Source organism: Cellulomonas sp. FA1 (genome assembly GCF_000986825.1).
Lineage (GTDB): Bacteria > Actinomycetota > Actinomycetes > Actinomycetales > Cellulomonadaceae > Cellulomonas > Cellulomonas iranensis.
This window is the reverse complement of record NZ_LBMY01000001.1, coordinates 3,350,067-3,371,704: the sequence shown is the minus strand read 5'-3', so window position 1 is coordinate 3,371,704 and position 21,638 is coordinate 3,350,067. Positions and strand designations below refer to the sequence as shown.

At 78.1% G+C, this 21,638-nt stretch carries 20 protein-coding genes and 2 tRNA genes; 15 read left to right on the top strand and 7 right to left on the bottom strand.

Annotation, left to right across the window (positions count from 1 at the left end; genetic code table 11):
• Positions 1 to 268: 268 nt before the first annotated feature.
• The 8 genes from GY42_RS15255 to GY42_RS15220 all read left to right on the top strand — a co-directional run bounded on the left by GY42_RS15255 (position 269) and on the right by GY42_RS15220 (position 8,172).
• Complete coding sequence (locus GY42_RS15255) at positions 269 to 910, top strand: M15 family metallopeptidase (protein WP_046529970.1); 642 nt, start codon at positions 269 to 271, stop codon at positions 908 to 910.
• Complete coding sequence (alr, locus tag GY42_RS15250; RefSeq protein ID WP_201775284.1) at positions 907 to 2,139, top strand: alanine racemase; 1,233 nt, start codon at positions 907 to 909, stop codon at positions 2,137 to 2,139. The genes GY42_RS15255 and alr overlap by 4 nt, the downstream gene beginning before the upstream one ends.
• Entirely contained in the window at positions 2,136 to 3,137 is a 1,002-nt protein-coding gene (locus GY42_RS15245) for a D-alanine--D-alanine ligase family protein (protein ID WP_046529969.1), read from the top strand. Before alr ends, GY42_RS15245 begins: the two co-directional genes overlap by 4 nt.
• Entirely contained in the window at positions 3,134 to 4,231 is a 1,098-nt protein-coding gene (locus tag GY42_RS15240) for an acyltransferase family protein (RefSeq protein WP_236686814.1), read from the top strand. The genes GY42_RS15245 and GY42_RS15240 overlap by 4 nt, the downstream gene beginning before the upstream one ends.
• Before the next feature lie 47 nt (positions 4,232 to 4,278).
• A complete protein-coding gene (locus GY42_RS15235) occupies positions 4,279 to 5,511 on the top strand; it encodes a sensor histidine kinase (RefSeq protein ID WP_152667349.1) in 1,233 nt (410 codons plus the stop codon).
• Positions 5,508 to 6,173, top strand: a complete 666-nt coding sequence (locus GY42_RS15230; RefSeq protein ID WP_046529968.1) for a response regulator — start codon at positions 5,508 to 5,510, stop codon at positions 6,171 to 6,173. Before GY42_RS15235 ends, GY42_RS15230 begins: the two co-directional genes overlap by 4 nt.
• Before the next feature lie 93 nt (positions 6,174 to 6,266).
• Entirely contained in the window at positions 6,267 to 7,169 is a 903-nt protein-coding gene (locus GY42_RS15225; protein ID WP_046529967.1) for a CPBP family intramembrane glutamic endopeptidase, read from the top strand.
• A 49-nt stretch (positions 7,170 to 7,218) separates the two neighbouring features.
• Entirely contained in the window at positions 7,219 to 8,172 is a 954-nt protein-coding gene (locus GY42_RS15220; protein ID WP_046529966.1) for a hypothetical protein, read from the top strand.
• Positions 8,173 to 8,184: 12 nt separating this feature from the next.
• Here GY42_RS15220 and GY42_RS19510 read toward each other — a convergent pair whose 3' ends face one another.
• Positions 8,185 to 8,517 carry a transcriptional regulator gene (locus GY42_RS19510; RefSeq protein ID WP_046529965.1) on the bottom strand — a complete coding sequence of 111 codons (333 nt, stop codon included), beginning with the start codon at positions 8,515 to 8,517 and terminating at the stop codon, positions 8,185 to 8,187.
• 246 nt (positions 8,518 to 8,763) lie between these two features.
• Positions 8,764 to 8,836 (bottom strand) — tRNA-Arg (locus GY42_RS15210).
• 367 nt (positions 8,837 to 9,203) lie between these two features.
• Between GY42_RS15210 and GY42_RS15205 the strand changes: the two genes are divergently transcribed.
• The 6 genes from GY42_RS15205 (at position 9,204) to GY42_RS15180 (ending at position 16,524) form a co-directional block, all read left to right on the top strand.
• Positions 9,204 to 9,779, top strand: coding sequence for a hypothetical protein (locus tag GY42_RS15205; protein ID WP_046529964.1), 576 nt, complete (start codon positions 9,204 to 9,206; stop codon positions 9,777 to 9,779).
• A gap of 96 nt (positions 9,780 to 9,875) precedes the next feature.
• Entirely contained in the window at positions 9,876 to 11,201 is a 1,326-nt protein-coding gene (locus GY42_RS15200) for an SWIM zinc finger family protein (RefSeq protein ID WP_046529963.1), read from the top strand.
• Positions 11,198 to 14,563 carry a hypothetical protein gene (locus tag GY42_RS15195; RefSeq protein ID WP_046529962.1) on the top strand — a complete coding sequence of 1,122 codons (3,366 nt, stop codon included), beginning with the start codon at positions 11,198 to 11,200 and terminating at the stop codon, positions 14,561 to 14,563. Before GY42_RS15200 ends, GY42_RS15195 begins: the two co-directional genes overlap by 4 nt.
• Positions 14,564 to 14,608: 45 nt before the next feature.
• Entirely contained in the window at positions 14,609 to 15,694 is a 1,086-nt protein-coding gene (locus tag GY42_RS15190) for a 5'-3' exonuclease (protein ID WP_052748430.1), read from the top strand.
• A gap of 60 nt (positions 15,695 to 15,754) precedes the next feature.
• Complete coding sequence (locus GY42_RS15185; protein WP_046531080.1) at positions 15,755 to 16,021, top strand: helix-turn-helix transcriptional regulator; 267 nt, start codon at positions 15,755 to 15,757, stop codon at positions 16,019 to 16,021.
• Positions 16,018 to 16,524, top strand: coding sequence for a hypothetical protein (locus GY42_RS15180; RefSeq protein WP_046529961.1), 507 nt, complete (start codon positions 16,018 to 16,020; stop codon positions 16,522 to 16,524). Before GY42_RS15185 ends, GY42_RS15180 begins: the two co-directional genes overlap by 4 nt.
• Before the next feature lie 45 nt (positions 16,525 to 16,569).
• Here GY42_RS15180 and GY42_RS18385 read toward each other — a convergent pair whose 3' ends face one another.
• Together GY42_RS18385 and GY42_RS15170 are read right to left on the bottom strand one after the other, a co-directional pair.
• The gene (locus tag GY42_RS18385; RefSeq protein WP_052748429.1) at positions 16,570 to 17,298 is read right to left on the bottom strand and encodes a M15 family metallopeptidase; all 729 of its coding nucleotides are present in this window, start codon (positions 17,296 to 17,298) and stop codon (positions 16,570 to 16,572) included.
• A 199-nt stretch (positions 17,299 to 17,497) separates the two neighbouring features.
• Positions 17,498 to 17,590: transfer RNA gene (locus GY42_RS15170), tRNA-Ser, on the bottom strand.
• 266 nt (positions 17,591 to 17,856) lie between these two features.
• On the opposite strand from GY42_RS15170, the gene GY42_RS15165 reads away from it, so the two are divergent.
• The gene (locus tag GY42_RS15165; RefSeq protein ID WP_160309426.1) at positions 17,857 to 18,615 is read left to right on the top strand and encodes a TetR/AcrR family transcriptional regulator; all 759 of its coding nucleotides are present in this window, start codon (positions 17,857 to 17,859) and stop codon (positions 18,613 to 18,615) included.
• 10 nt (positions 18,616 to 18,625) lie between these two features.
• Here the strand turns inward: GY42_RS15165 and GY42_RS15160 are convergent, their stop codons facing one another.
• The 3 genes from GY42_RS15160 to GY42_RS15150 all read right to left on the bottom strand — a co-directional run bounded on the left by GY42_RS15160 (position 18,626) and on the right by GY42_RS15150 (position 21,547).
• Positions 18,626 to 19,903, bottom strand: a complete 1,278-nt coding sequence (locus GY42_RS15160; protein WP_370297509.1) for a threonine/serine ThrE exporter family protein — start codon at positions 19,901 to 19,903, stop codon at positions 18,626 to 18,628.
• Positions 19,904 to 20,096: 193 nt separating this feature from the next.
• Complete coding sequence (locus tag GY42_RS18380; protein ID WP_052748427.1) at positions 20,097 to 21,179, bottom strand: hypothetical protein; 1,083 nt, start codon at positions 21,177 to 21,179, stop codon at positions 20,097 to 20,099.
• Between the two features lie 59 nt (positions 21,180 to 21,238).
• Positions 21,239 to 21,547, bottom strand: a complete 309-nt coding sequence (locus GY42_RS15150; protein ID WP_046529960.1) for a hypothetical protein — start codon at positions 21,545 to 21,547, stop codon at positions 21,239 to 21,241.
• Positions 21,548 to 21,638: the final 91 nt, after the last annotated feature.

The window sequence follows — 21,638 nt, the reverse complement described above, 5'->3', positions numbered from 1 at the left end:
GTCGACGCCACCCGATGCTGACCGATCTGTCAGCGTTTCGACGCTACCGATGCCCGGCGCGGCGAGTCAAGGCGTCGCATGACTGCTGACACGGGTCTCCGCCACGGCGTCGGACGGCGCCGCGGCGCGTCCACCCGGGGGCGGATCCGCCACCCGTGGCCCTCGCCGCAGGGGCGGACCGCACCCCCGCCGCGTCCTCCCGGACCCGCGTCCAGCACGCGACCGCGGGCGGATCCTCGCGCGGCCCCGGCTCCCTAGCGTCGTCACCATGCCCCTGGTCAGCGACCACCCCCTCCTGCTGAGCGACCCCCGCGTCGCCGCCGTCCCCGTGGCCGACCGCGGCGAGCCGCTCGTCCCCGCCGGGATCCGCGCACTGCGCCCCGGCACGCCCGCGTCGGCGCTGCGCGTGCGCGCGGACGTCGCCCGGCGGCTCGCCGCCGCCCAGCGCGCGCTGCCCGCCGGCCTGCACCTCGCGCTCTCGGAGGGCTGGCGCAGCCCCACGGCCCAGGCGGCGATCGTCGCCAGGTACGCCACCACGGTCGAGGCCGCGCACCCCGGCGCCGACGCCGCCGAGGTCGCGCGGCTCACGAGCCGCTACGTGTCCCCCGTCGAGGTCGCGCCGCACGTCGCCGGCGCCGCGGTCGACGTGACCCTCGTCGACGACGACGGCGTCGAGCTCGACCTCGGCTGCCCGCTCGACGCGACGCCCGAGGACAGCGACGGCCGCTGCTTCACCGCGGCGCACGTCCCGCCCACGTCGCGCGCGCTGCGCGACACGCTCGCCGCCGTGCTGACCGGCGCCGGCTTCGTCAACTACCCCACCGAGTGGTGGCACTGGAGCCACGGCGACCGCTACTGGGCCCTCGTCACGGGCGCGCCCGCCGCGCTCCACGGCCCGGTCGGCCCGTGATCGCCGACCCACCGGCCGCCGCGCCGCCGGTCACCGGGCGCCCCGTGCTGACCGTGCGGCTCGACGCCGTCGCGCACAACACGCGCGTGCTCGCCGCGCGCGTGCCGCACCTCATGGCCGTCGTCAAGGCCGACGGGTTCGGGCTCGGCGCGGTCGACCTGGCACGCACCGCGCTCGCGCACGGCGCCCGCTCCCTCGGCGTCACGACGCTCGCGGAGGCCGCGGCGCTGCGCGCGGCCGGGATCACGGCGCCCGTGCTCAGCTGGCTCGACGCGGCCGACGCCGACCTCGACGCCGCCGTGCTCCACACGGTGGACCTCGCGGTGCCCGACGTCGCGCACCTCGACGCCGTGCGCGCGACCGCGCGTCGGCTGGGCCGGGCGGTCGTCGTGCACCTCTACCTGGACTGCGGGACCGCCCGCGACGGCTGCCCGCCCGAGCGGTGGCCCGCGCTGTGCGCCGCCGCGGCCGCCGCCGAGCGCGAGGGCACCGTGCACGTCGTCGCCGTCATGGGGCACCTCGCGTGCGCCGCCCACCCCGAGGACCCCGAGAACGCCGCCGCCGTGACCCGGTTCGTGCACGGCCTCGCGCAGGCCCGCGCCGCGGGCCTGCGACCGACCCTGCGGCACCTCGCCGCGACCGCCGGCGTGCTCGGCGTGCCGGGCGCCGCGCTCGACCTCGCGCGCGTCGGCGCCGGGCTCGTGGGCATCGACCCGAGCGGGCGGTCCACGGCGCTGCGCGACGTCGCGCACGTGACCGCGCCCGTCGTGCAGGTGCGCGACGTGCCCGCGGGCACGGGCGTCGGCTACGACCACACCTACCGCACGCCCGCGCCCACGCGCCTCGCGCTGCTGCCCCTCGGGTACGCCGACGGCCTGCCCGTGGCGGCGTCCGGGCGCGCCGAGGTGCTGCTGCACGGCCGGCGCCGCCCGCTGGTCGGGCGGATCTCGATGGACCAGGTCGTCGTCGACGCGGGCGACCTGCCCGTCGTCGCCGGGGACGTCGCGACCGTCGTCGCCGCCGGACCGCCCGACGCCGACCCCCGCGCCGTACCGACCCACGACGCGGGCCCGACGCTCGCCGAGTGGGCGCGCTGGTCCGGCTCGCTGCCGCACGAGGTGCTCACGGGCCTCGGCCCGCGCCTCGTGCGGCGCACCGTGCCCGCCGCACCCCTCGCGGCACGCCGCGCCGCCGCGCACCCCGACCCCCACCCCGAGGAGACCCGATGACCACGACCGACGCACCGACCGCACGCGTGACGGACGGCCCACGGCGCACGCGGGTCGCGGTGGTCGGCGGCGGCGCCAACGTCGAGCACGACGTGTCGCTCGCGAGCGCCGCGGCCGCCGCGAGCGCGCTCGCGCCGACGCACGACGTGGTCCGCCTGACGATCGGGCGCGACGGGCGCTGGTCGGTGGACGACGTCGACCTGCCGGTCGACGAGGCGGTCGCCGTGATCGCCGCGTGCGACGTGCTGCTCCCCGCCGTGCACGGCCCGCACGGCGAGGACGGCACGCTCGCGGCGCTGGCCGACGTCATCGGCGTCGCGTGCGTGGGCTCCGGCGTCGGCGCGGGCGCGATCGCGATGGACAAGGCGGTGACGAAGCTCGTCGCGGCCGCCGCGGGGGTCGCGGTCGCCGCGGGGCGCGTCGTGCGGGGCACCGGTCCCGCGCTCGACGGCGTGCCGCTGCCCGCGGTCGTCAAGCCCGTCGCGTCCGGGTCGAGCCACGGCGTGCGGTGCGTGACGACGCGCGACGAGCTCACCGACGCCGTCGAGGCCGCGCTCGCGATCGACCGGAGCGCGCTCGTCGAGGAGGTCGTCGTGGGCCGCGAGGTCGACGTCGCCGTGCTGCGCCGCGCCGACGGCACGACCGTCACGTCCCCGCCGCTGGAGATCCTGCACGCGGGCGCCGTGTTCGACACGACGACCAAGTACGACGGCAGCGCGCGGTTCGTGGTCCCCGCGGCGCTCACGGACGACGAGGCGCGCGCGCTCGCGGACGCGGCGCTCGCCGTGACCGACGCGCTGGGCTGCGACGGCGTGGCGCGCGTGGACTTCTTCCTCACCGCCGACGGGCCCGTGCTCAACGAGGTCAACACGATGCCCGGCATGACCGCGCACTCGCAGGTGCCGCGGATGTTCGCGGCGGCGGGCCTGCCGTACGCCGAGCTGCTCGCGGACCTCGTGGCGGGTGCGCTCGCGCGGCACCGGGCACCGGCCGCGTGAGCCCGGGGGCCGACCTGGCGGGCGCGCGCGGGGTCCTGACGCGCGGCACCGGCACGGGCGCCGGCGGCGGTGCGCGCGTCGCCGCGTGGGACGCGCTGCGCGGCGTGGCCGTCGGGCTCGTGATCCTGCGGCACGCGGTGCCCGCCTGGTTCCCCGGTGCCGGCGTCGTCGGCGTCGTCATGTTCTTCGCGCTGTCGGGCCACCTCATCACGGGGCTGCTCGTCGACGAGGCCAGCGCGACCGGCCGCGTCGACCTGAAGCGGTTCTGGTGGCGCCGCGTGCGACGGCTCGTGCCCGCGCTCCTGGCGTTCGTCGCGGTGTTCGTGCTCGTGACGCTCACGATCGACCCGCTGGCCGACGTCGGCGACCGGGCCACCCTGCCGCGCACCGTCGCGGTCGCGCTGACCTACACGGCGAACCTGCCGTACGTCGGGCTCGTGGGCGTGAGCCCGGCGATCTACCACCTGTGGACGCTCGCGACCGAGGAGCAGTTCTACCTCGTGTGGCCGTTCGTCGTGCTGCTCGCGGTGCGCGCACGGCGCACGGTCGCGGGCCTGGTCGTCGCGGGCGGCGTCGCGCTCGCTCTCACGGCCGCGACCGTGCTGTGGTTCCGCGACACGCCCGACGCGGCGTACCCACTGCCGACGTCGTGGCTCGTGTGCTTCGTGGTCGGGGGCCTGGCGCGGGTCACGCAGGACCGCTGGGCGCGCGCCGCGACGGGCCGCGTCGCGGTCGTCGCGGCGGCCGCGCTGCTGGCCGCGCTGTCGGTCGTCGACGTGCGCGGGCACGCGGCCACGTACCTCGTGGCGGCGCCGGCCGTGTCGGTCGCGACGGTCGTGCTGGTGCACGCGGGCCGTCGGCACGTGCACCTGCCGCGGTGGCTCGCGCCGCTGGTGGCGCTCGGGACCGTGTCGTACGCCGCCTACCTGTGGAACTACCCGCTGACGATGTGGCTGCGCCCCGAGCTCGGCGTGTGGGCGGGCCCCGCCGGTGCGGTCGCGTCGGTGGCCGCCGCGACCGTGAGCTGGTGGCTCGTCGAGCGGCCGGTGCGCGAGCACGGGCGACGCCGGGACGCGGCGGTCGCGCGGCGCTGACGCACCGCCCACACGGGGCCCGGTGCGCGGCACGCGACACTGGTGCCGTGCGCACCCGACCCCCGGACCCCGTGTGGCGGCTGCTCGTGCTGCTGTCGGCGACGGTCGCGCCGTGCGCGACGGCCGCGCTGCTCGTGGCGATGGCGCTCAGCGGCGCGGGCGTCGTGCCCGTGGTGGCCGTGGCCGCGGCGGCGGCCGTGCTGCACGTCGCGGCGTGGCGCGCCGACCGGCAGCCCGTCGGCGCGTTCGTCGCGGCCGCGGGGGCGATGGCCGTGCTCGCGCTGGTGCCGATGCCGGGCTGGTCGAGCGGCGTGTGGCTGCCGTCGGCGGCCTGCTACCTGCTGGCGGCGTGGCGGCTGGTCGTCGCCGGGCCGCGCCCGTGGGTGGGCCGCGTGCTCGCGGTCGGCGTCGCGGGCGTCACGCTGACCGCGGGCGCCGCGGCGGTCCGTGCCCCCGGGGGCGCGGGGGGCGACGGTGCGGCGGGCGGCGGCACGTGGGCGGCGTGGCTTCCGGTGCTGGAGGCCGCGCTGCTGCTGGCCGCGGTCGTGGCCGTGTGGGGCTTCGCGCGGGCCGCCCGGGCGCAGCGCGAGCGCGCGGCCGCCGACGCGGCGGAGCGGCTCGAGCGCGCGCGGCGGTCCGAGCGCGCCGAGATCCGCCGCGACCTGCACGACGTCGTCGCGCACTCCCTCACGCTCGTCGTCGCGCAGGCCGAGGCCGCGCGCGTGGGCACGCGCGAGCCCGCGACCGCGCAGGCGCTCGCGCAGGTCGCGGACACCGCGCGCTCGGCGCTGCTGGGGCTGCGCGGCATGCTGCGCGTGCTCGACGCGCCGCCCGCCGCCGCCGGTGACGTCGTGCCGTCGCTCGACGGGCTGCCGGCGCTCGTCGCGGCCGCGGCCACCCCGCTGCACCGCGTGACGCTGACCGAGCACGGCGAGCGCCGCGCGCTCCCGGCCGACGCCGAGTCGGCCCTCGTGCGGCTCGTGCAGGAGGGTCTGACCAACGCGCTGCGGCACGTCGCGCCGCCGCTGACCGTGGAGGTGCACGTGGACTGGGACGCCGAGCGGGACGCGGACGCGGTGCGGGTGCGGGTGAGCGACGACGGCGGCGCGGGACCGCGCGCGGCCGACGACGCCGGCGTGCGCGCCGGCACGGGCTCGGGCCTCGCGGCCGCGGAGCGGCGGGTCACGGCCGCGGGCGGCACGCTCGACGTCGAGCGCGGGGGCACGGACGCGAGCGGCTGGACGCTGAGCGCGCGGCTGCCGACGGTGGGTGCCGCGTGACCGGCCCGGTGCGCGTGCTGCTGGCCGACGACCAGGAGCTGCTGCGGCTCTCGCTCGCGACCGTCCTGGGCGCCGACCCGCGCGTCGAGGTCGTCGGGACCGTCGGGGACGGGCGCGCCGCCGTCGACGCCGTGCTGCGCGAGCACGTCGACGTCGTCCTCATGGACGTGCGCATGCCCGTGCTCGACGGCATCGCGGCGACCGCGCAGGTGGTGCGGCTGCGCCCGCGCACGCGCGTGCTGGCGCTCACGACGTTCGACCTCGACGAGCTCGTGCTGGCCGCGCTGCGCGCCGGGGCCAGCGGCTACCTCACCAAGGACGCGCGCCCCGAGACCCTCGTCGAGGCGATCTGCGACGTCGCGGCCGGCAGCGCGGCGCTCGCGCCGACCGTGGCCGCGTCGCTCGTCGAGCACGTGCGGCGCGTGCCGGCGCCCCGGCCCGACGCGGTCGCGCGGCTGTCGCCCCGCGAGCGCGAGGTGTTCGACCTCATCGCCGCCGGGCGGTCCAACGGCGAGATCGGTGCCGCGCTGCACCTCACGCAGAACACCGTGAAGACGCACGTGCGCGCGGTCCTCACCAAGCTCGACCTGCGCGACCGCGTGCACGCCGTGATCTACGCGTACGAGAACGGCCTGGCCGGGCCCGCTCACCCCGCGGGGTGAGGGCCGACCGCCGCACGGGGTGAGGTGCGGGCCGGTGCGCGGCTGGGAGCGTCGACCCGAGGGCCGCCGCGGCCCGGCGAGGAGAGCAGCACCATGACCGCACGGGACACCCGCGCACCCGAGGGCACCGCGCCCGTCCCCGACGACCTGCGCGACTCCGCGCCCGGCGCGACCCCGACACCGGACCGCGACCCGCGGCGCGTGCTCACGTGGTTCGTCGGCACCCTCACGGCGATCACGGCGGCCGTCCTCGTGCCGCTGGCCGTGGCCGGTGCGGACGCCGACGCGTTCAACGCGACCGTGCCGCTGCTGTCGTGGGCACCCACGCTCGCGGCGTTCGTCGCGCACCTCGGCACGAGGCGTCGCACGCCGTTCTGGCGGTGGGCGGCGGTCCGCCCGCTGCGCACCGGCCACGTGCTGCGCACCGCGGGGCTGCTGGTCGCGGTGTTCGTCGCGGTGCCGGCCGTGACCACGGCCGTCGGGGTCGCGACGGGGCTCGTCGCGTGGCGCCCGACCGACGACGCCGCGGCCCTCGCACCGCTCGTGCTGCCGTTCGCGCTCGTCGCGATGCTCACCGTCACGGGCGAGGAGATCGCGTGGCGCGGCGCGCTGCACACCACGTTCGCCCGCTACGGGCTGGTGCGCGCGACCGTCGGCATCGGCGCGCTGTGGGCGCTGTGGCACCTGCCGCTGCTGCTGGCCTACCGCGCAGGCGGCGCCATGACCGGCCGCGACGTGGTGGCCTCGATGGTCAACCTGCTGGTGGCCGCGCTCGTGATCGGCGCGGCGCGGGCGCTGTCGGGGTCCGTGTGGCCCGCGGCGTGGGCGCACGCGCTGCTCAACACGACGCTCGTCTACGCGTCCAACCTCGTGACGCCCGCGTCCGAGCTGGGCGACGGCGCGTTCTGGGCGGTGCAGGTCGTCACGTGGGCCGTGCTGGGCGGGGCGGGTGCCCTGCTGCTGCGCGCCGCGGCCAGGCGCGCGGCGCGCGCGTAGCCGCCGGAGGTCCCGGCCGGGCGGGCGGAGGTGGCCCTAGCGTGCTGGCGTGCCGCCCTTCTGGCGCCGTCCGCGCCGCACGCCACCACCTCCGCCCGCACCGGCCGCGGGCTTCCTCGACCTCCCGCCGTCGGACGCGTTCGGAGACCCGGACCCGTGGCTGCCGCCGCTGACCCGGATGCACGCGCTCGCGCTGCGCACGGAGGTGACGCGTGCGCTCGCCGGGCTCGGCCACCCGCCCGTGACGCACAGCGCCCACGCCGTGACGACGGCCGCGGGCGTCGTCGTCGACCTGCCGGAGGTCGTCCGCGCCACGGCGCGCGTCGCACCGCAGCGGCGTGCTGCGGCGGTGGAGCAGCTCGTCGCGCGTCTCGTCCCGCAGGCACCTCCCCCGCCGCACGCGCTCGCCGCCCTCGAACGTCGGTTCGTCGCGGGCGTCGTGCCCGCCGGTCTGCTGGGCGACGAGGTGGGTGCGCTGCTGTCGCCGCACCTGCGGGCCTGCCTGATGGTGGTGCTCGACGGCGAGGCCCGCGTGGTCCGCGACCCCGCCGAGCACGGCGGCTGGGAGGCCGTCGGCGCCTCGGCCCTGGACGCGGTCCGGCTCCTGGCCCCGCCCGAGCACCACCGCGTCGGGCTGCAGGGAGGCGTCGACCTGCACCTGCTCACGACCGGTGACGGGCTCGCGCCCAGCCGGCTGCACGTGCTCGACGGGATCCTCGCGTCGATCGGGACGCGGGCACGGCTGGGCACGCTGGTCGCCGTCGCGCACGCCGACGCGCTCGCGCTCCACGTGGTGACGGGCGCGAGCGTGGTCGCGGCGGCGCGCGGCCTGCTCGCCTGGGTGACGACGTCCGCCGCGCGCGGTGACGTGCCCTACCCGGCGCACGTGCACCTGCGGGCGCCCGACGGGCGGCTCACGCCGGTCACGCGCACGGCACCGGACGGCACGGTGCGCCTCAGCACCGACGTCCTCGCGCGGCTCGTCGCCGACCTGGGCGGCTGAACCCGCTGCCCGTCACCCGACGGGCAGCCCCCGCGCGCGCTCGCGCTCGACGAGGGACACGGCCGCCCAGCGGCGGCCGTCGGCGACGACGAACCCCGCCTCGGCGAGGTCGCGCAGGTGCGCGGCGACGGTCTCGGCGGGCAGCGCGCAGCGCTCCGCGAGCGTCGGGACGTCGCACGGGCCGTGCTGGGACAGCTCGAGCAGCACGAGCGCGCGGCGCGCGCCCGCGTCCTGCGAGACGTGACGGAGGGTGGGTCGGTGGTACGCCGGGCGGCGGCCCGGGCGTGCGGGGGTGGTCGGGCGTGCGGGGGTGGTCGGGCGCGGTCGCGCCACGGTCGTGCTCATGGGGGTGGTTCCGTTCCTGCGCGCGCTCGCCGTGGCGGCGCGCGGTGCTGTGCGTGCCCGGCGGCGGGGCGCCGCGGGCGTGGCCACGGCGCGCAGGGGTGCGCGCGGGTCGCGGCCGGTCGCAGGCGGTTCACCGCGCACCCGACGTCGGGGGCGGACCGGTCGCGCCGGTGGCGCGGACCGTGGAGAGCCTGCTGGACGTGACACGAGCCCGGCACCATCGGTGCCGGGCCCGCATCCGAACTGCGCGCCCGGAGGGACTCGAACCCCCAACCTTCTGATCCGTAGTCAGATGCTCTATCCATTGAGCTACGGGCGCACGGCCCCGAGGAGCCGTCGAGAACTGTACAGGCCCACCGGCCGGGAGCCCAAACCGATCAGGCCCGACGTGGCCCGGATCACGTCGGGCCACGTCGGCCACCGGGCGCGCGGACGGGCCGCGCAGCGTGCTGACCGTCCAGAAAGAGACCGTTCGGGTAGGCGCTGGCACCCCCGCACGTGCCCCGTCCGGGTGGCTCCCCCGCGAACCGGCTCCGCGCGGGTCGGCCCGTGTGCCACGGTGTCGTCCCGCTGCGCGGCCGACGACGTCCCGCACGTCACGAACGCGCGCGAAGGAGTGCCCGGGTGGAGGGTCGTCGGCACCACGCCCCACGCCGCCGCACGGGCACGCCCGGGGACGGCTCGCGGTGAGCGCGGCCGAGGTGCACGCCGCGCTGCAGGGCTGGGCCGCGCGGCTCGCGTCGCTGGGCGCCGCGGTGGTCCCGCGCCTGCGTCCCGGCCTGACGTACCGCGAGGCCGCGACCCTCGCCGCGCGGCACGGCTACGAGCTGGACGAGGACGTCGCCGCGCTCTGGACGTGGCGCGACGGCACCACCCCCGGGCTGCCGGCCGCGCACCTCGCGCCCGGGCAGGAGTTCGCGCCGCTCGACGCGAGCCTGCGCCGCTCGCGGGAGTACCACGAGGCGTCGCTCGCCGAGGCGCGCGGCGACCGCCGCACGTGGCAGGCGCACTGGGTGGTCGCGGTGCACGGGCACGCGCTGCCGCTCGTGCTCGACGGGTCGCGCCCCGGCCCGGACACGTTCCGCCACGACCCGCACGCGCACCCGCTGCACGTCGCACGCTCGACGCTCGCGCAGCGCGTCGCGCGCTGGCACGAGATGGTCGACACGGGCACGTGGCGCGTCGCGCGCGACGGCACGTGGGACGTCGACCTCACGCACCTGCCGGCGGTGCCGCACGCGCACCGGCAGGACCTCACGTGACAGCGGCGCCCCACGTGGCGGCGGCGGCCTCGTCACGCGGGTGAACGCCGGGCCCCGCCCTGGGCCGTGTCGGCACCGCTCCCTAGACTCGCGGCCGTGACCACCCGCACGTTCGCGCAGGCCTCCCACCTGGGCGAGGACGGTCTGACCCTCGGCCTGGCCCCCGCGCTGACGCCCGCCGGGCTGGTCGCCGACCCCAGCTTCTTCCACGGGTTCGCGGCGCACCCGCAGGTGCTCGCGCGGGGTCTGCTGACGCTGGCCGACGTCACCGCGACCCGGTACTTCCAGTACACGCCCACCACGCAGCGCGACCCCGTGCTGACGGCGCACGGGGACCGGCTGCGCGCCGAGTGCTTCTCGGCGTGCAACAGCGTGTACGCACGGCTCGACCTGCTGCCGGACGCGTTCGACTCGGGCGAGGCGTCGCACGGCACGACGAACGTCGACATCGGCCTGGCGACGCGCACGGCGCTGTCCCGCGTGGGCCGCGAGCGGCTGCTGCACCTCGACGTCGGCAGCGGCGGCCTGAGCGTGTCGAGCCCGCAGGAGACGGTCGTCGAGCGGCCGGTCGAGATGCCCGGGCGCTGGGTGCGCGCGCTCGGGAACGTCGCCGAGCTGCACCACGGGCTCGCGCCCGCGTTCACGGTCGGCGCCGCGCACGCGCGCGCGTTCGTCGCCGCGCTGCCCGCCGCGACCGGCACGGGTCGCACGGGCTGGCTCGTCGCCGGGCCGACCGGCGTGCGCGTGGCGGCGCGACCGACGCGCGGCGGCGTGCACGTGGCCGGGCTGCACCGCCTGAGCGCGGCCAAGCGGCTGCTCACGCACGTCACCGGCATGACCGTGCACGGCGGTGCCGAGCCCGGGCCGGCCGCCGTCGAGCTCGCGCTGCCCGGGGCGCGCCTCGTGCTCGGGCTCACGTACGAGGCGTGGCGGGGCCACTCGGGCGAGGGGTCGCTGCTGGCGGCGCTCGCGGGCGCGTCGGTCGTCGAGGACGCCGACCTGGTCGCGGCGCTGCTCGCGTTCGAGCCCGTGGTCGACGTGCCGCGCCTGGCCCGCGAGGCCGCGCTCGACGACGCGCGCGTGCGGGCCGCGCTGGCCGTGCTCGCGGCCGACGGCCGCATCGGCTGGGACCTGCACGACGCCGCCTGGTTCCACCGCGAGCTGCCGCACGACCCCGCACGCGTCGAGAAGGACAACCCGCGCCTCGTCGGCGCCCGGCGCCTGGTCGCCGACGGCGCCGTCGTGCGCGTCGCCGACGGCTGGGCCGTGCGCAGCCGCACGCCCGGGTCGCCCGACCACCACGTCGCGCGGGACGCCGGCGTCGCGCGCTGCACGTGCCCGTGGTTCCTCGCGCACGGCACGGGTCGCGGCCCGTGCGCGCACGTCCTGGCCGTCCAGATCCTCACGGAGGACCCCGCATGAACCCCGCGCTCGCCGCCGCCGTCGACGTGTTCCGCACGCTCGGCTGGGACCGCGCGACCCTCGACGACGTCGAGACCCTGCCGCTGGGGACGCCCGAGCAGCAGCGCGTCGCGCGCGACGGGCTCGCGAAGGGCGAGTGGGGCGCGTGGGGCCACCTCGACGGGAACACGTACGGCTGGATCAGCGAGATCGACGTCGACCGGACGATGCTCGCGGTGCTCGCCGTGCGCGTCGGGGTCGACGCGCGGAGGTCGGCGGCGCTGCTGCCGGGCACGCAGGCGGTCGACGACGAGCGGGCCACGCGGCTGCTCGCGGCGCGCGGTCCGCGGTTCGCCGAGCAGTTCGTCGAGGCCGCGTGCCGCGCGGACCGGCGGCTGTGGGAGCACTCGACGAGCGTGCACGCGGGCGCTGTCGTGCGCCTCGTGGACCTGCACGACCTGCCCGTCCCGGCGTCGGTCGAGTACCTGCGGGACTGGGCCGTCTACGCGCAGGGCGCGCTGACGGGCGAGGGCGAGCTGTTCCCACGCGAGCGCGGCTGGTGCCCGCCGCGGGTCGTCACGCGGCGCCTGCCCGAGCACGTGCGGCAGGCCGTCGCGCTCGGCGTGCCCGCGACCGGACCGTTCGGCGCCGTGGTGCCCGCGGCGGTCGAGCAGGGGCTGCTGGACCACGACGAGGCGGTGACGCTCGTGCTCGCGGCGCTGGACTCCGCGCAGCGACCCGGCGACCGCAAGGCGTGGGCGCAGGTGCTCACCGGTCCCCTCGGCGTCACGGGTGACGCGCTCGTGCCCCACGCGGACGCGCTGGTGCCGGCGCTCGCGCACGGCGACTCGGCGGTCGTCGAGGCGATCGCCCCCGCGCTCGTCGCGGGCGTCACCGACGACCTGCTGGCCGACGTGCTGACCGTGAGCCTGCTGGTGCGGACCAAGAAGGTGCTGCGCCTGCTGCTCGCCGAGGCGGCACGGCGCCCCCGGCCGTCGGACGACGTGGTCGCGGCCGTCGCACCGCTCGTGCTGCCGCACGCGTGCGGCACCGACCGCACGCTCGCGCGCGCGGCCACCGCGCTGGTCGACGCGTGGGGCGTCGTGGCCGACCCGGACCACGCCGCGGGCGACGCCCCCGTCGGCGGCCTGTGGCAGGACCCGCCGCCCGTGTGGGACGTGCCGCGGCTCGACGTCGGCGAGCCGTCCGCCGCCGCGCTCACGGCCGCGGCCGCGACGCTCACGGGGCGGCCCGACGGCGTGGTCGACGTCGAGGTCGAACGGTTCCTCGCGCTCGCGAACGCGGTCGCGCACGCCGACGTCGCCGCGGCGCGCACCGCGCTGGGCGGGGTCCGCACGTCCTGGGTCGCGGGCCTGCGGTGCGTGCCGTCGTGGGTCGCGGGCGAGCCGTCCCCGCTGGCCGACCGGCCCGCCGACCCCGAGCGGTGGAACGCCTCCCCGCTGATCTGGGACGTGCTGCACGCGCGGGAGGCGTCGGTCGTCGCGCGCCTGGGCGCGGCGCCCGTGCTGCTGTCGACGCCCACGTGGGTGGACCTGCGCATCGACCCCGCTGACCTCGTGGTGCGGCTGCGCGCCTACGCGGACGCCGGGGCCGCCGCGGCCGAGGCGGACCTCTTCCTCGCGATGCTGCGCGCCGACGGCGCGCTCGTGACGGACGACGTGCTCGCGGCGCTCGACGCGCTGCCCGTGCCGGTGGTGCTGCAGGACGGCACCGACGCGGGCGTCACCGCGGGTCCCGCGCTGCGCCGCCACCTCACCGACCCGGTGCGCGAGCCCGCGCTCGAGATCGACCCGCAGTGGCGACGCTGGACGCCCGCGACGCCGGCCGTGCCCGCGTCGCTCGACGCGTTCCCGCGCCGCGTCGCCGCCAACCGGCACTCCCACCCGGGGTTCGAGACCTTCCCGACCTGGGGTGACGCCGCGGGGCGTGCCGTGGGGGCGGCCGAGGACGCGGCGTCCGGGCTCGTGCTGCGGCAGGCCGTGCGGCGCGCGACGCCGCTGCCGCCCGGCACGGCCGTCAACCTGCTGGGCGCGCAGCGCGGGTTCCACGCGGTCGCGGCGCCCGACGGCACGACGGCCGTCATGGAGGCCTGGGAGCGCGGGCTGCTGCGCCCCGGCGTGCCCGACGTGCGCCTGCTGGACTGGGCCGAGACGCCGTCGAACCTCGCGGCGCTGGCCCGCGCGCTGCGCGAGCTCGCCGACGAGGGTCTGCTCGCGGTGGTGTGGCCCGTGCTCGACGACGTGGTCGCGGCGTCGCTGCGCGCACCGCGCATGCTCGCGGGCACGGCCGACGTCGCCGAGGCCGTGCAGGCGCTGCTGCCCGAGGTCGAGGCCGCGGTCGCGGCGGGCGTCGCCGACGCGGGCGTGCTCGCGCTGCCGGGCGTGCGCGCGCTGGCCGGGCGCGGCGGGTCGTCGCGTGCGGTCGTCGCGGCGCGGGCGGTCGTGGCGCGGCTGCCGGAACCGGTGACCGCCCCCGAGGCGGAGACGCCCGCGGCTGCGGCCGGGGAGCCCGCCGCCACCGCACCCGCGTCCGCGACGACGCGCCCCACACGCGCGTTCGCCGAGGTCTGGCCGGACGGCGCCGGGACGCTGCCGGCCGTCGTGGACGGCGCCGCGATCACCGCGGTGTGGGACGACCCCGACGCGTCGTCGCGCATGCTCGCGGTCGACCTCGACGTCCCCGGGGAGGCCGGCGGGCCGTTCCGCGTGACCAAGGGCTGGTTCTACGACCTCGAGCGCGAGGGGCAGTGCGCCGCGCGGTCGGCCGCGGCGCGGGCCGCGGGCGCGAACCACCACGGGCACGACGCGTGGCTGCACTGGGACGCGGCCGCCGGGCGCCTGGTCGTCTCGCCGCACCGCAACTGGCGCACGGGCGCCGACGGCCCGCTCACCGGCGGCGACGTGCCGCCGCTCACGACGTCGATGGCGGCGGTCGTGCTCGCGTCGCTGTGCCACGACGACGCGGCGGTGTGGTCCGTGCAGACGGTGGTCCGCGAGGGGCTGCTCGGGTCCGCGGCGGTCACGGTCGCCGTGCGCGCGCTGCTGCCGCACCCCGACGTGACGCCCGCGCGCATGATGAAGCTGCTCGAGTCCGACCCGACGACGCTGCCCGTGCTGTGGCCCGTGCTGGTCGAGCCCGTGCGGCACGCGGCCGGCCTGGACGGGCCCGCGCCGCGGTGGCTCAACCGCGTGCTCGACGTCGCGCTGCTGCACGCGCCGCTGCTGCGCGAGGCCGCCGACCGCGGGCTCCTGCCCGCCGACGCCGCGGCGTGGCCGGGGCTGCGGGACCTCGCGGAGCGCGGCGGCTCGCCGACCGTGCGCCGCAAGGCACGTACCCTCGTCGAGCAGGTGCTGCCCGGCTGACGCGGCGGCACCGCCCCCGCACGAGAGGACCGGCGACCGCCCGCCATGACGAAGACCCTGCTGGCCGTCGACGGCAACTCGCTGATCCACCGCGCGTACCACGCGGGGGCCGCGTCGGGGACGCGCACGCGCGACGGCCGCCCGACGTGGGCCGTGCGGGGTGCGCTGTCGCAGGTGCTGGGCGCGTGCGACCGGGTGTCCGCCGACGCGGTCGTCGTCGGGTTCGACGACGCGACGCACAACGTCCGCAAGACCGTGCACCCCGAGTACAAGTCGCACCGCGCCGAGAAACCGGCCGACCTGGTGGAGCAGCTCGCGCTCGCGGCCGACGTGTTCCGCGACGCGGGCCTGCACGTCGTCACGCCGCCGGGGCACGAGGCCGACGACGTGCTCGCGTCGGCCGCCGCGCACGCCGACGCGGCGGGGTGGCGCACGGTCGTGTGCACGTCCGACCGCGACGCGTTCGCGCTCATCACGCCCACGACGTCGGTGCTGCGGCTGATCAACGGCGGCGTCGAGGCCTCGCCCGTGCTGACGCCCGAGCGGCTGCGGCTCATGATCGGCATCGACCCCGCGCAGTACCGGCAGTTCGCGGCGATGCGCGGCGACGCCTCCGACAACCTGGCGGGCATCCGCGGCATCGGCGAGAAGACGGGCGTCGCGCTGCTGGCGGCGTTCGGCACGGTCGAGGCCGCGTTCGCCGACGTCGACGAGCACGACGGCGCGCGCGTGGCCGCCGAGGTCGGCAAGGCCGTCGTCCGCAAGCTCGCGGACCCCGAGGGCCGCGCGGCTTACCGGCGCAACGTCGAGCTCATGACCATGCGCACCGACCTCGACCTGCGGCTCGACCTCGCGGCGTCGCGGTGCCCGGGCGTGCTGCCGCTCGACGCGACGACGCTGCACCGTGCGCTCGCGGGCGCCGAGCTCGACTCGCTGCAGTGGCTCGCGCACCGCACGCTCGTGTCGTGGGACGCCGAGCCGCCGTGGCGCACGTCGGGTGCGCGCGGGGCCCCGGGCGTCGGCCCCGCCCCGGCGGCACCCCCTGCCGCGCTCGGACCCGTCGCGGCGGCGCCGGCCCGTGTGCCGGCCCCGGCGGTGGCCGCGGAGGACGACGTCCTCACCCTCTTCTGACGGGTGCGCGCTGCGCACCGGATGGCACCCACGCACTCTCAGAGTGAGTACATTTGCTCCATGCGAGAGGGTTCGGACTCCGGCAAGCCGCGGTTGTACTCACGGCTGACGGTCGTGCGCACCGAGCGCGGCCTCAGCCGCAAGGAGCTCGCGGAGCGCGTCGGAGTGCACTACCAGACCATCGCGTACCTCGAGCGCGGCGAGTACAGCCCGAGCCTCGTGCTCGCGCTGCGCATCGCCGAGGAGCTCGACGCGCCCCTGCCGGCCCTGTTCGCGCTCACCCCGTTCCCGCCCATGGTCGACCAGCTGTACAAGGAGCAGTCATGACGTCCGCCCCCGCCCGTCCCGTCGCCCGCGCCGACCGCCACGAGCGCCGCGCCGCGACGCTCGACGACCCCGCGTTCGAGCGGTTCCGCACGCGGCGGGCGCGCCGCCTGCTCGTGGGCGCGCTCGCCGGGCTGCTCGTCGTCGAGTCGGCGGCCGTCCTCGTGGTCGACCACCTGCCGACAGCCGTCGCGCTGGGCCTGCTGGTCGCGCTGGTCGTCGGGTTCGTCACCGTGATCGGCACGCTCAAGGCGGCGACCCGCGGCGTCGAGGAGCGCGACCCCGGCACGCTCGACGAGCGCCAGCTGCAGGTGCGCGGCACGGCGTACCGCCGCTCGTACGCGCTCCTCGGGTGGCTCGCGGTGGTCGCCGTGAGCGTGCTGCTCGCCGCGACGTCGTCGTGGTGGGACGCGCCGCGCGCCGTGCCGCTGCTGGTCGGCGTGCTGACGGTCCAGCTCGCGCTCATGCTGCCGGCGGTCGTCACGGCCCTCGGCGAGGACGTCTGACACGTCGCGCCGCCCGCGGCCGGGCCCGGGGCGCCTGCGCGCGGCTCACCCGCCCGCGGTGAGCCGCGCCGCGACCTCCGCGACGACGTCGGGCCCGCCGACGACCTCGAAGTGCATCTCGTCCTTCCGCCCGTCGAAGTCGCCGCCCCACACGACCGCCGGCGCGACGTCCTCGAGGATCGACCGGAGCGTCGCGAGCTCGTCCGGCGCGAACGTGCCCTCCTCCCCCATCGGGTGCTGCGGCGCGTCGACGTCCACCGCCGTGCCCGACGCGTGGTTCGACACGTCGCCGCCCCCGCGCACCTCGCGGTGCGCCCAGCCCCACGAGCTCGTCTCCTCCACGGGGGCGATCTCGGCGTCGATCCGCGCGACGACGTGACCCAGCACGGTCGCGACGTCGCCCGCGCGCACGCCTCCGGTCACGCCCGGCAGCGCCACGAGCCGCTCGTCGTACGGGTCGAGGATCACGGGCCAGCCGTTCTGCGACACCGGGCCGTCCGCGTCGGCCGCGGCGAGCCCCGCCACGGGCCCGTCGGCGGGGACGTCGGCCGCGTCGCGCAGCGCGAACCCGAGACCGACGAGCATCGCGACGACGACCACCAGCACGCCCGCCGTGACCGCCCACGCGGGCACCGGACGGCCCGGCGGCGGGGACGGCACCCGCGGACCACCCGGCGGCACGGGACGGCGCGAGGCCGCCGCCGGGAGCACCGTCGTCACGGCCGTGCGCACCCGCGCGTCGTCCGCCCGCCCTGCCGCCTGCCGGTTCGACATGCGTCGACGCTAGGGCCCCGGGTGGAGCGGCGGCGTCGGTTCGTGGGTGGACCTCGCCCGCCCACCCCTACGACTCTCGACCGGTCCGGCGGATCGGCCGCTCGCCTCCGCGTGCCGAACCGGGCACCCACCCTGCGGACGCACGAACGGGCCGGCCCCGAGGGGTCCGGCCCGTTCGTCGGCGTCTGTCGACACCATCTGGCGGAGACGGTGGGATTTGAACCCACGGAAGGGTTGACCCCTTCACGGCCTTAGCAGGGCCGCGCACTAGACCTGGCTATGCGACGTCTCCAGGACGAGCACAGGTTACCGGCCTGCTGCCCCGCCACCAAAGCGACCCCCGACACGCCGGGCCCGCCACGCCGTGCGTCCGGGCGACGGTGGGGCGTCCCCCCTTGTCAGGACACCCTTCCGTCCGCCACGGTGTGCTCACTTGGTCGATCGACCAAGTGCGACCGGACGAGGGGAAGCCGTGCCCGCAGCCACCTGCCGGTCCGCCGCCGCGCGCGGCGGGCGCCGCCCCGACCACCCCCGGGCGGCCGCGGCGTGAGCGAGCGCATGAGCATCGAGGACCGCCGCCGCCAGCTCGTCGCCGCCGCGGTCCGGGTCGTCGCGCGCGACGGCGTGGCCGGAGCGTCGACGCGTGCGGTCACGGCCGAGGCCGGCATCCCGCTCGGCTCGCTGCACTACGCGTTCGGGTCGCGCGAGGCCCTGCTCGACGCGGTCCTCGCGCACACCCTCGAGGGCGAGCTCAAGGCGATCGAGCGCGCCGGCTTCCCCACGGGCGCGCCCGGCACCGACCTGCTGCGCGCGCACGTCGTCACCGGGCTCGGCCGCTACCTCGACCTGCTGTGCGCCGAGCCCTCGCGCGAGACCGCGCTGCTCGACCTGTTCCTGTGGAGCATGCGCCGCTCCGACGGTCGCGGCACCCTGCCGCTGTACCGCACGTACTACGCCATGGCCGCCGACGTGCTCACCGACGCGGCCACGTCGTGCGGGTGCACGTGGACGCTGCCCGTCGAGCAGGTCGCGCGCCTCCTCGTCGTGACGGTCGACGGTCTGACGACCACGTGGCTGGCCGACGGCGACACGCTCGCGGCCCGCACCACGATCGAGCTGCACGCGCGGATGCTCGCGAGCCTCGCGACGCCCGCCGCGCCGCAGGAGGCCGCGGCCGAGCCCGTCACCGGGGAGCCGGTCGCCGCGGAGCCCGACGTCGCGTCCGGCACGGTCGTCCCGGGCCCGCCCGTGGACGTCGACGGGCCCGTCGCCCCGGCCGTCCCGGCCCCCGAGGACCCGGCGGCGCCCGCCGTCTGAGCCGTGCGGCTCAGTGCTCGAAGCCCCACTCGCGGTCGGTCACCATGCGCGCGACGGCCAGGCCGACCGCGAGCGCTGTCACGACCAGCGCCGCCGAGACGCCGTACGTGAGGGCCTGCGGGACGTCGCCGTTGTTGAGGTAGTACATGGCCCGGTAGGCGGGCACGCCGGGGACCATGATCGTCACGGCCGGCACGTACACCGTGATGCGCGGGATGTTGAGCCGCGGCGCGACCCACGCGGCACCGAGCCCGACGAGGAACGCGGCGATCGCGGCGGCGGCCTGCGGCGGCCACTCGAGCAGCAGCACCGCCTCGACGCGCAGCAGGTTCGGCACCGCGGCGACGCTCGCCGCCGCGAGCGCCATGCGCCACGGGCTGTTGAACATCAGCGCGAAGCCGAGCACGCCGACGAACGACGCGACGAGCCGCAGCGTCGTCATGAGCGCCGGGTCGAGCGTCAGCGCGGTGGGCGGGTCGGGGCTCAGACCGACGGCGATCGACACGACCCACACCGCGAAGGCCGCGGACACGAAGATCATGACCGCCCACGTCAGCCGCGCGACGCCCGCCGAGAAGTCGAGCTTGGCGAGGTCGAGCGCACCCGTGACCAGCGGGAACCCGGGGACCAGGAACAGCGCGGCGGCCACGTACCCGGCCTCGTGGACGGGGCCGGTGACGCCGAGCGCGTGCAGGGCCTGCACGAACCCGAGGTACCCGAGGCTCGACAGCGCACCCGCGAGCATCGTGACGCCGAACTGGTTGAAGCCGCGGTGCAGCATGACGCGCCGCAGGCCCTGGCCCAGGAACGCGCCGAGGAACGCGCCGAGGACCTCGACCGGCCCGCCGTTGTTGAGGAACGCGAACGCGGCGCACGCGATCGCCGCCCACAGCGCGTTGAGCGCCACCGGGTACAGCGGCGGCTTGGCGGTGATGCGGTCGATCTCGGCACCGACGTCCTCGACCGTGACGGGTGCGCGCGCCTCGACCCGCTGGGCCAGCAGCTCGAGCTCGGCGAGCCGGTCGGTGTTGACGCCGACGGTCCGCACCTCGGTGACCTCGGTGCGGAACGTGCGACCCCGGTGGGACGTCGTGGTGATCTCGGTGAGCGTGACGTGCGCGTGGTGGCGCTCGATCCCCAGCGCGTGCGCGATCCGTCCCATCGACGCCTTGACGCGGTACGAGCCGGTGCCGGCGGACAGGCTGAGGCGTCCGACGCGCAGCACGACGCCCGAGCGGCGGATCAGCTCGAGCTCGGCGTCGTCAGGTTCGGTGGGCACGGCCCCCATCATGACGGGGACGGTCGGCACGCGGCGGGACGTCAGCCCTACGCGGACACCCGTCCGACCCGCCCGCCCGCCACGGCGCCGCACCCGCCCCACCCCCGCCGAGCCCGCCCTCCGTCGCGTCCGAGCACACCGACGCGTCACCGATCACGGGGTCGCCCGGACCGCTCGCGTGCTCCGCGCGACCGGGAGCGCGTCAGGGCAGGTCGGCCGCCGCGCGGCGCTCCTGGTCGCGGGCGCGCTCGGCGGCCGACGACGCCCGGTCGAGCTCGCGCCCCGCGGCGCGCAGCGCCTTCTCCCGCTCACGTGCACGCGTGCGCGCCGCCACGAGCTGCTCGTCGACGCGCGGCAGCCGAGCACGCGCCTCGGCGAGCCGACGCCGGACGTCGGCCAGCGCGCGCACCAGCTCCTCCTCGGCCGCGTACGCCTGCGCCGACTCCCGCTCGGCGTCCTCGAGCGCCGTCGTCGCGTCCCGCTCGGCCGTCGCGGCGGCGTCGTGCCGCTCGGTGACGCGTTCGAGGTCGCGCTCGGCCGCCGCCACGGCCGCGACCGCACGCTCGTGGCGCTCCCGCGCGCGGGTGGCCTCCCGCTCGCGGCGGTCACGCTCACGGTCCCGCGCCGCCCGCGCACGGTCGGGCGCGTCGGCGTCCCGTCCGGGCGCCGTCGATGCGCGGCGCCGCTCACCGCCGTCCGCACTCGCAGCACGAGCGGTCCGCGCGTCGCCGGCGAGCCCGACCCCGTCGGTAGCCCCGCCGTCGGCACCCCCGCCGTCCGCGCCCGCGTCGTCGTCGCCCCCGGACCCGACGCCGCCGAACCCGACGTGCTGGGTGCCGTGCGTGAGCGTCCCGGCGGCGACCGCGGCGGCGACGCGCGGGTCCGCGAGCGCGGCGGTGAGCGTCCGCTCGACCTCCTGGGCGGCGGCCGCCGAGACCGGCTGCCCGGCCGCGGCCGCGAGCCTGCGCGCCTGCGCGGCCCAGCCGGCGACGAGCGCGCGACGCTGCCTGCCCAGGTCCCGCAGCGCGGGGCCGTCGAGCGACTGCTCCGCGTCGCGCAGGCTCTCGCCGAGGTCGCGCAGCGTGCCCGCGAGCGTGGGGTCGTCCCGGACCAGCAGGTTCACGGCGCCCGCGGCGAGGGTGGGTTTGCGCAGCGCGCCGATGCGCCGCGCGAGGTCCCGGTCCTGCGCGGCGCGCGCCGCGCGCACGGCGGCGTCACGGCGCGCCACGAAGTCGTCGAGCGGCCCGCCGTACAGGTCGTCGACGACGTCGTCCAGGCTCACCACCGCCCCAGCGTGCACGTCCGCGCGAACCCCCACCACCCCCGGGGAGGGCCGACCGGTCGTCAGGTCCCGGGCTCGCGGCGGCGCGGCGGGTACCACCGGTTGCCGTAGCGGCGGACGAGCCTGCCGTCGCTGATCTCGGCGAGCTCGTCGAGGCGTTCGAGCACGGCCCACGCGACGCGGCGCGCCTGACCGTCGCCGGGCGACTCGAACCGCACGGTCACACGCGCCTGCCCGCGGACCACGCCGACGTCGTGCGCCTCGACGGTCGCGAGCGCCCGGGCGGCCTCGACGGCCGCGGGCAGCACGGCCGGCGCCGACGTCCCGGGGCGCAGCAGCCCGACGTTCGCGGTCACGCGGTAGGACGGCACGCGACGACGCTAGCCGCCCGCGCGTCGTGCCGAGGACCGCCCCGCCCCGTCGGGTCGATCGCGCCCGGACCCGGTCGGTCGCGCGTGCGCA

Excerpts from the sequence above, each read along its gene's own strand:
- GY42_RS15255 (WP_046529970.1), top strand. The coding sequence starts at position 269 with ATGCCCCTGGTCAGCGACCACCCCCTCCTGCTGAGCGACCCCCGCGTC.
- GY42_RS15245 (WP_046529969.1), top strand. The coding sequence starts at position 2,136 with ATGACCACGACCGACGCACCGACCGCACGCGTGACGGACGGCCCACGG.
- GY42_RS15225 (WP_046529967.1), top strand. The coding sequence starts at position 6,267 with ATGACCGCACGGGACACCCGCGCACCCGAGGGCACCGCGCCCGTCCCC.
- GY42_RS19510 (WP_046529965.1), bottom strand. The coding sequence starts at position 8,517 with ATGAGCACGACCGTGGCGCGACCGCGCCCGACCACCCCCGCACGCCCG.
- GY42_RS15195 (WP_046529962.1), top strand. The coding sequence starts at position 11,198 with ATGAACCCCGCGCTCGCCGCCGCCGTCGACGTGTTCCGCACGCTCGGC.
- GY42_RS15190 (WP_052748430.1), top strand. The coding sequence starts at position 14,609 with ATGACGAAGACCCTGCTGGCCGTCGACGGCAACTCGCTGATCCACCGC.
- GY42_RS15185 (WP_046531080.1), top strand. The coding sequence starts at position 15,755 with ATGCGAGAGGGTTCGGACTCCGGCAAGCCGCGGTTGTACTCACGGCTG.
- GY42_RS15180 (WP_046529961.1), top strand. The coding sequence starts at position 16,018 with ATGACGTCCGCCCCCGCCCGTCCCGTCGCCCGCGCCGACCGCCACGAG.
- GY42_RS18385 (WP_052748429.1), bottom strand. The coding sequence starts at position 17,298 with ATGTCGAACCGGCAGGCGGCAGGGCGGGCGGACGACGCGCGGGTGCGC.
- GY42_RS15165 (WP_160309426.1), top strand. The coding sequence starts at position 17,857 with ATGAGCATCGAGGACCGCCGCCGCCAGCTCGTCGCCGCCGCGGTCCGG.
- GY42_RS15160 (WP_370297509.1), bottom strand. The coding sequence starts at position 19,903 with ATGGGGGCCGTGCCCACCGAACCTGACGACGCCGAGCTCGAGCTGATC.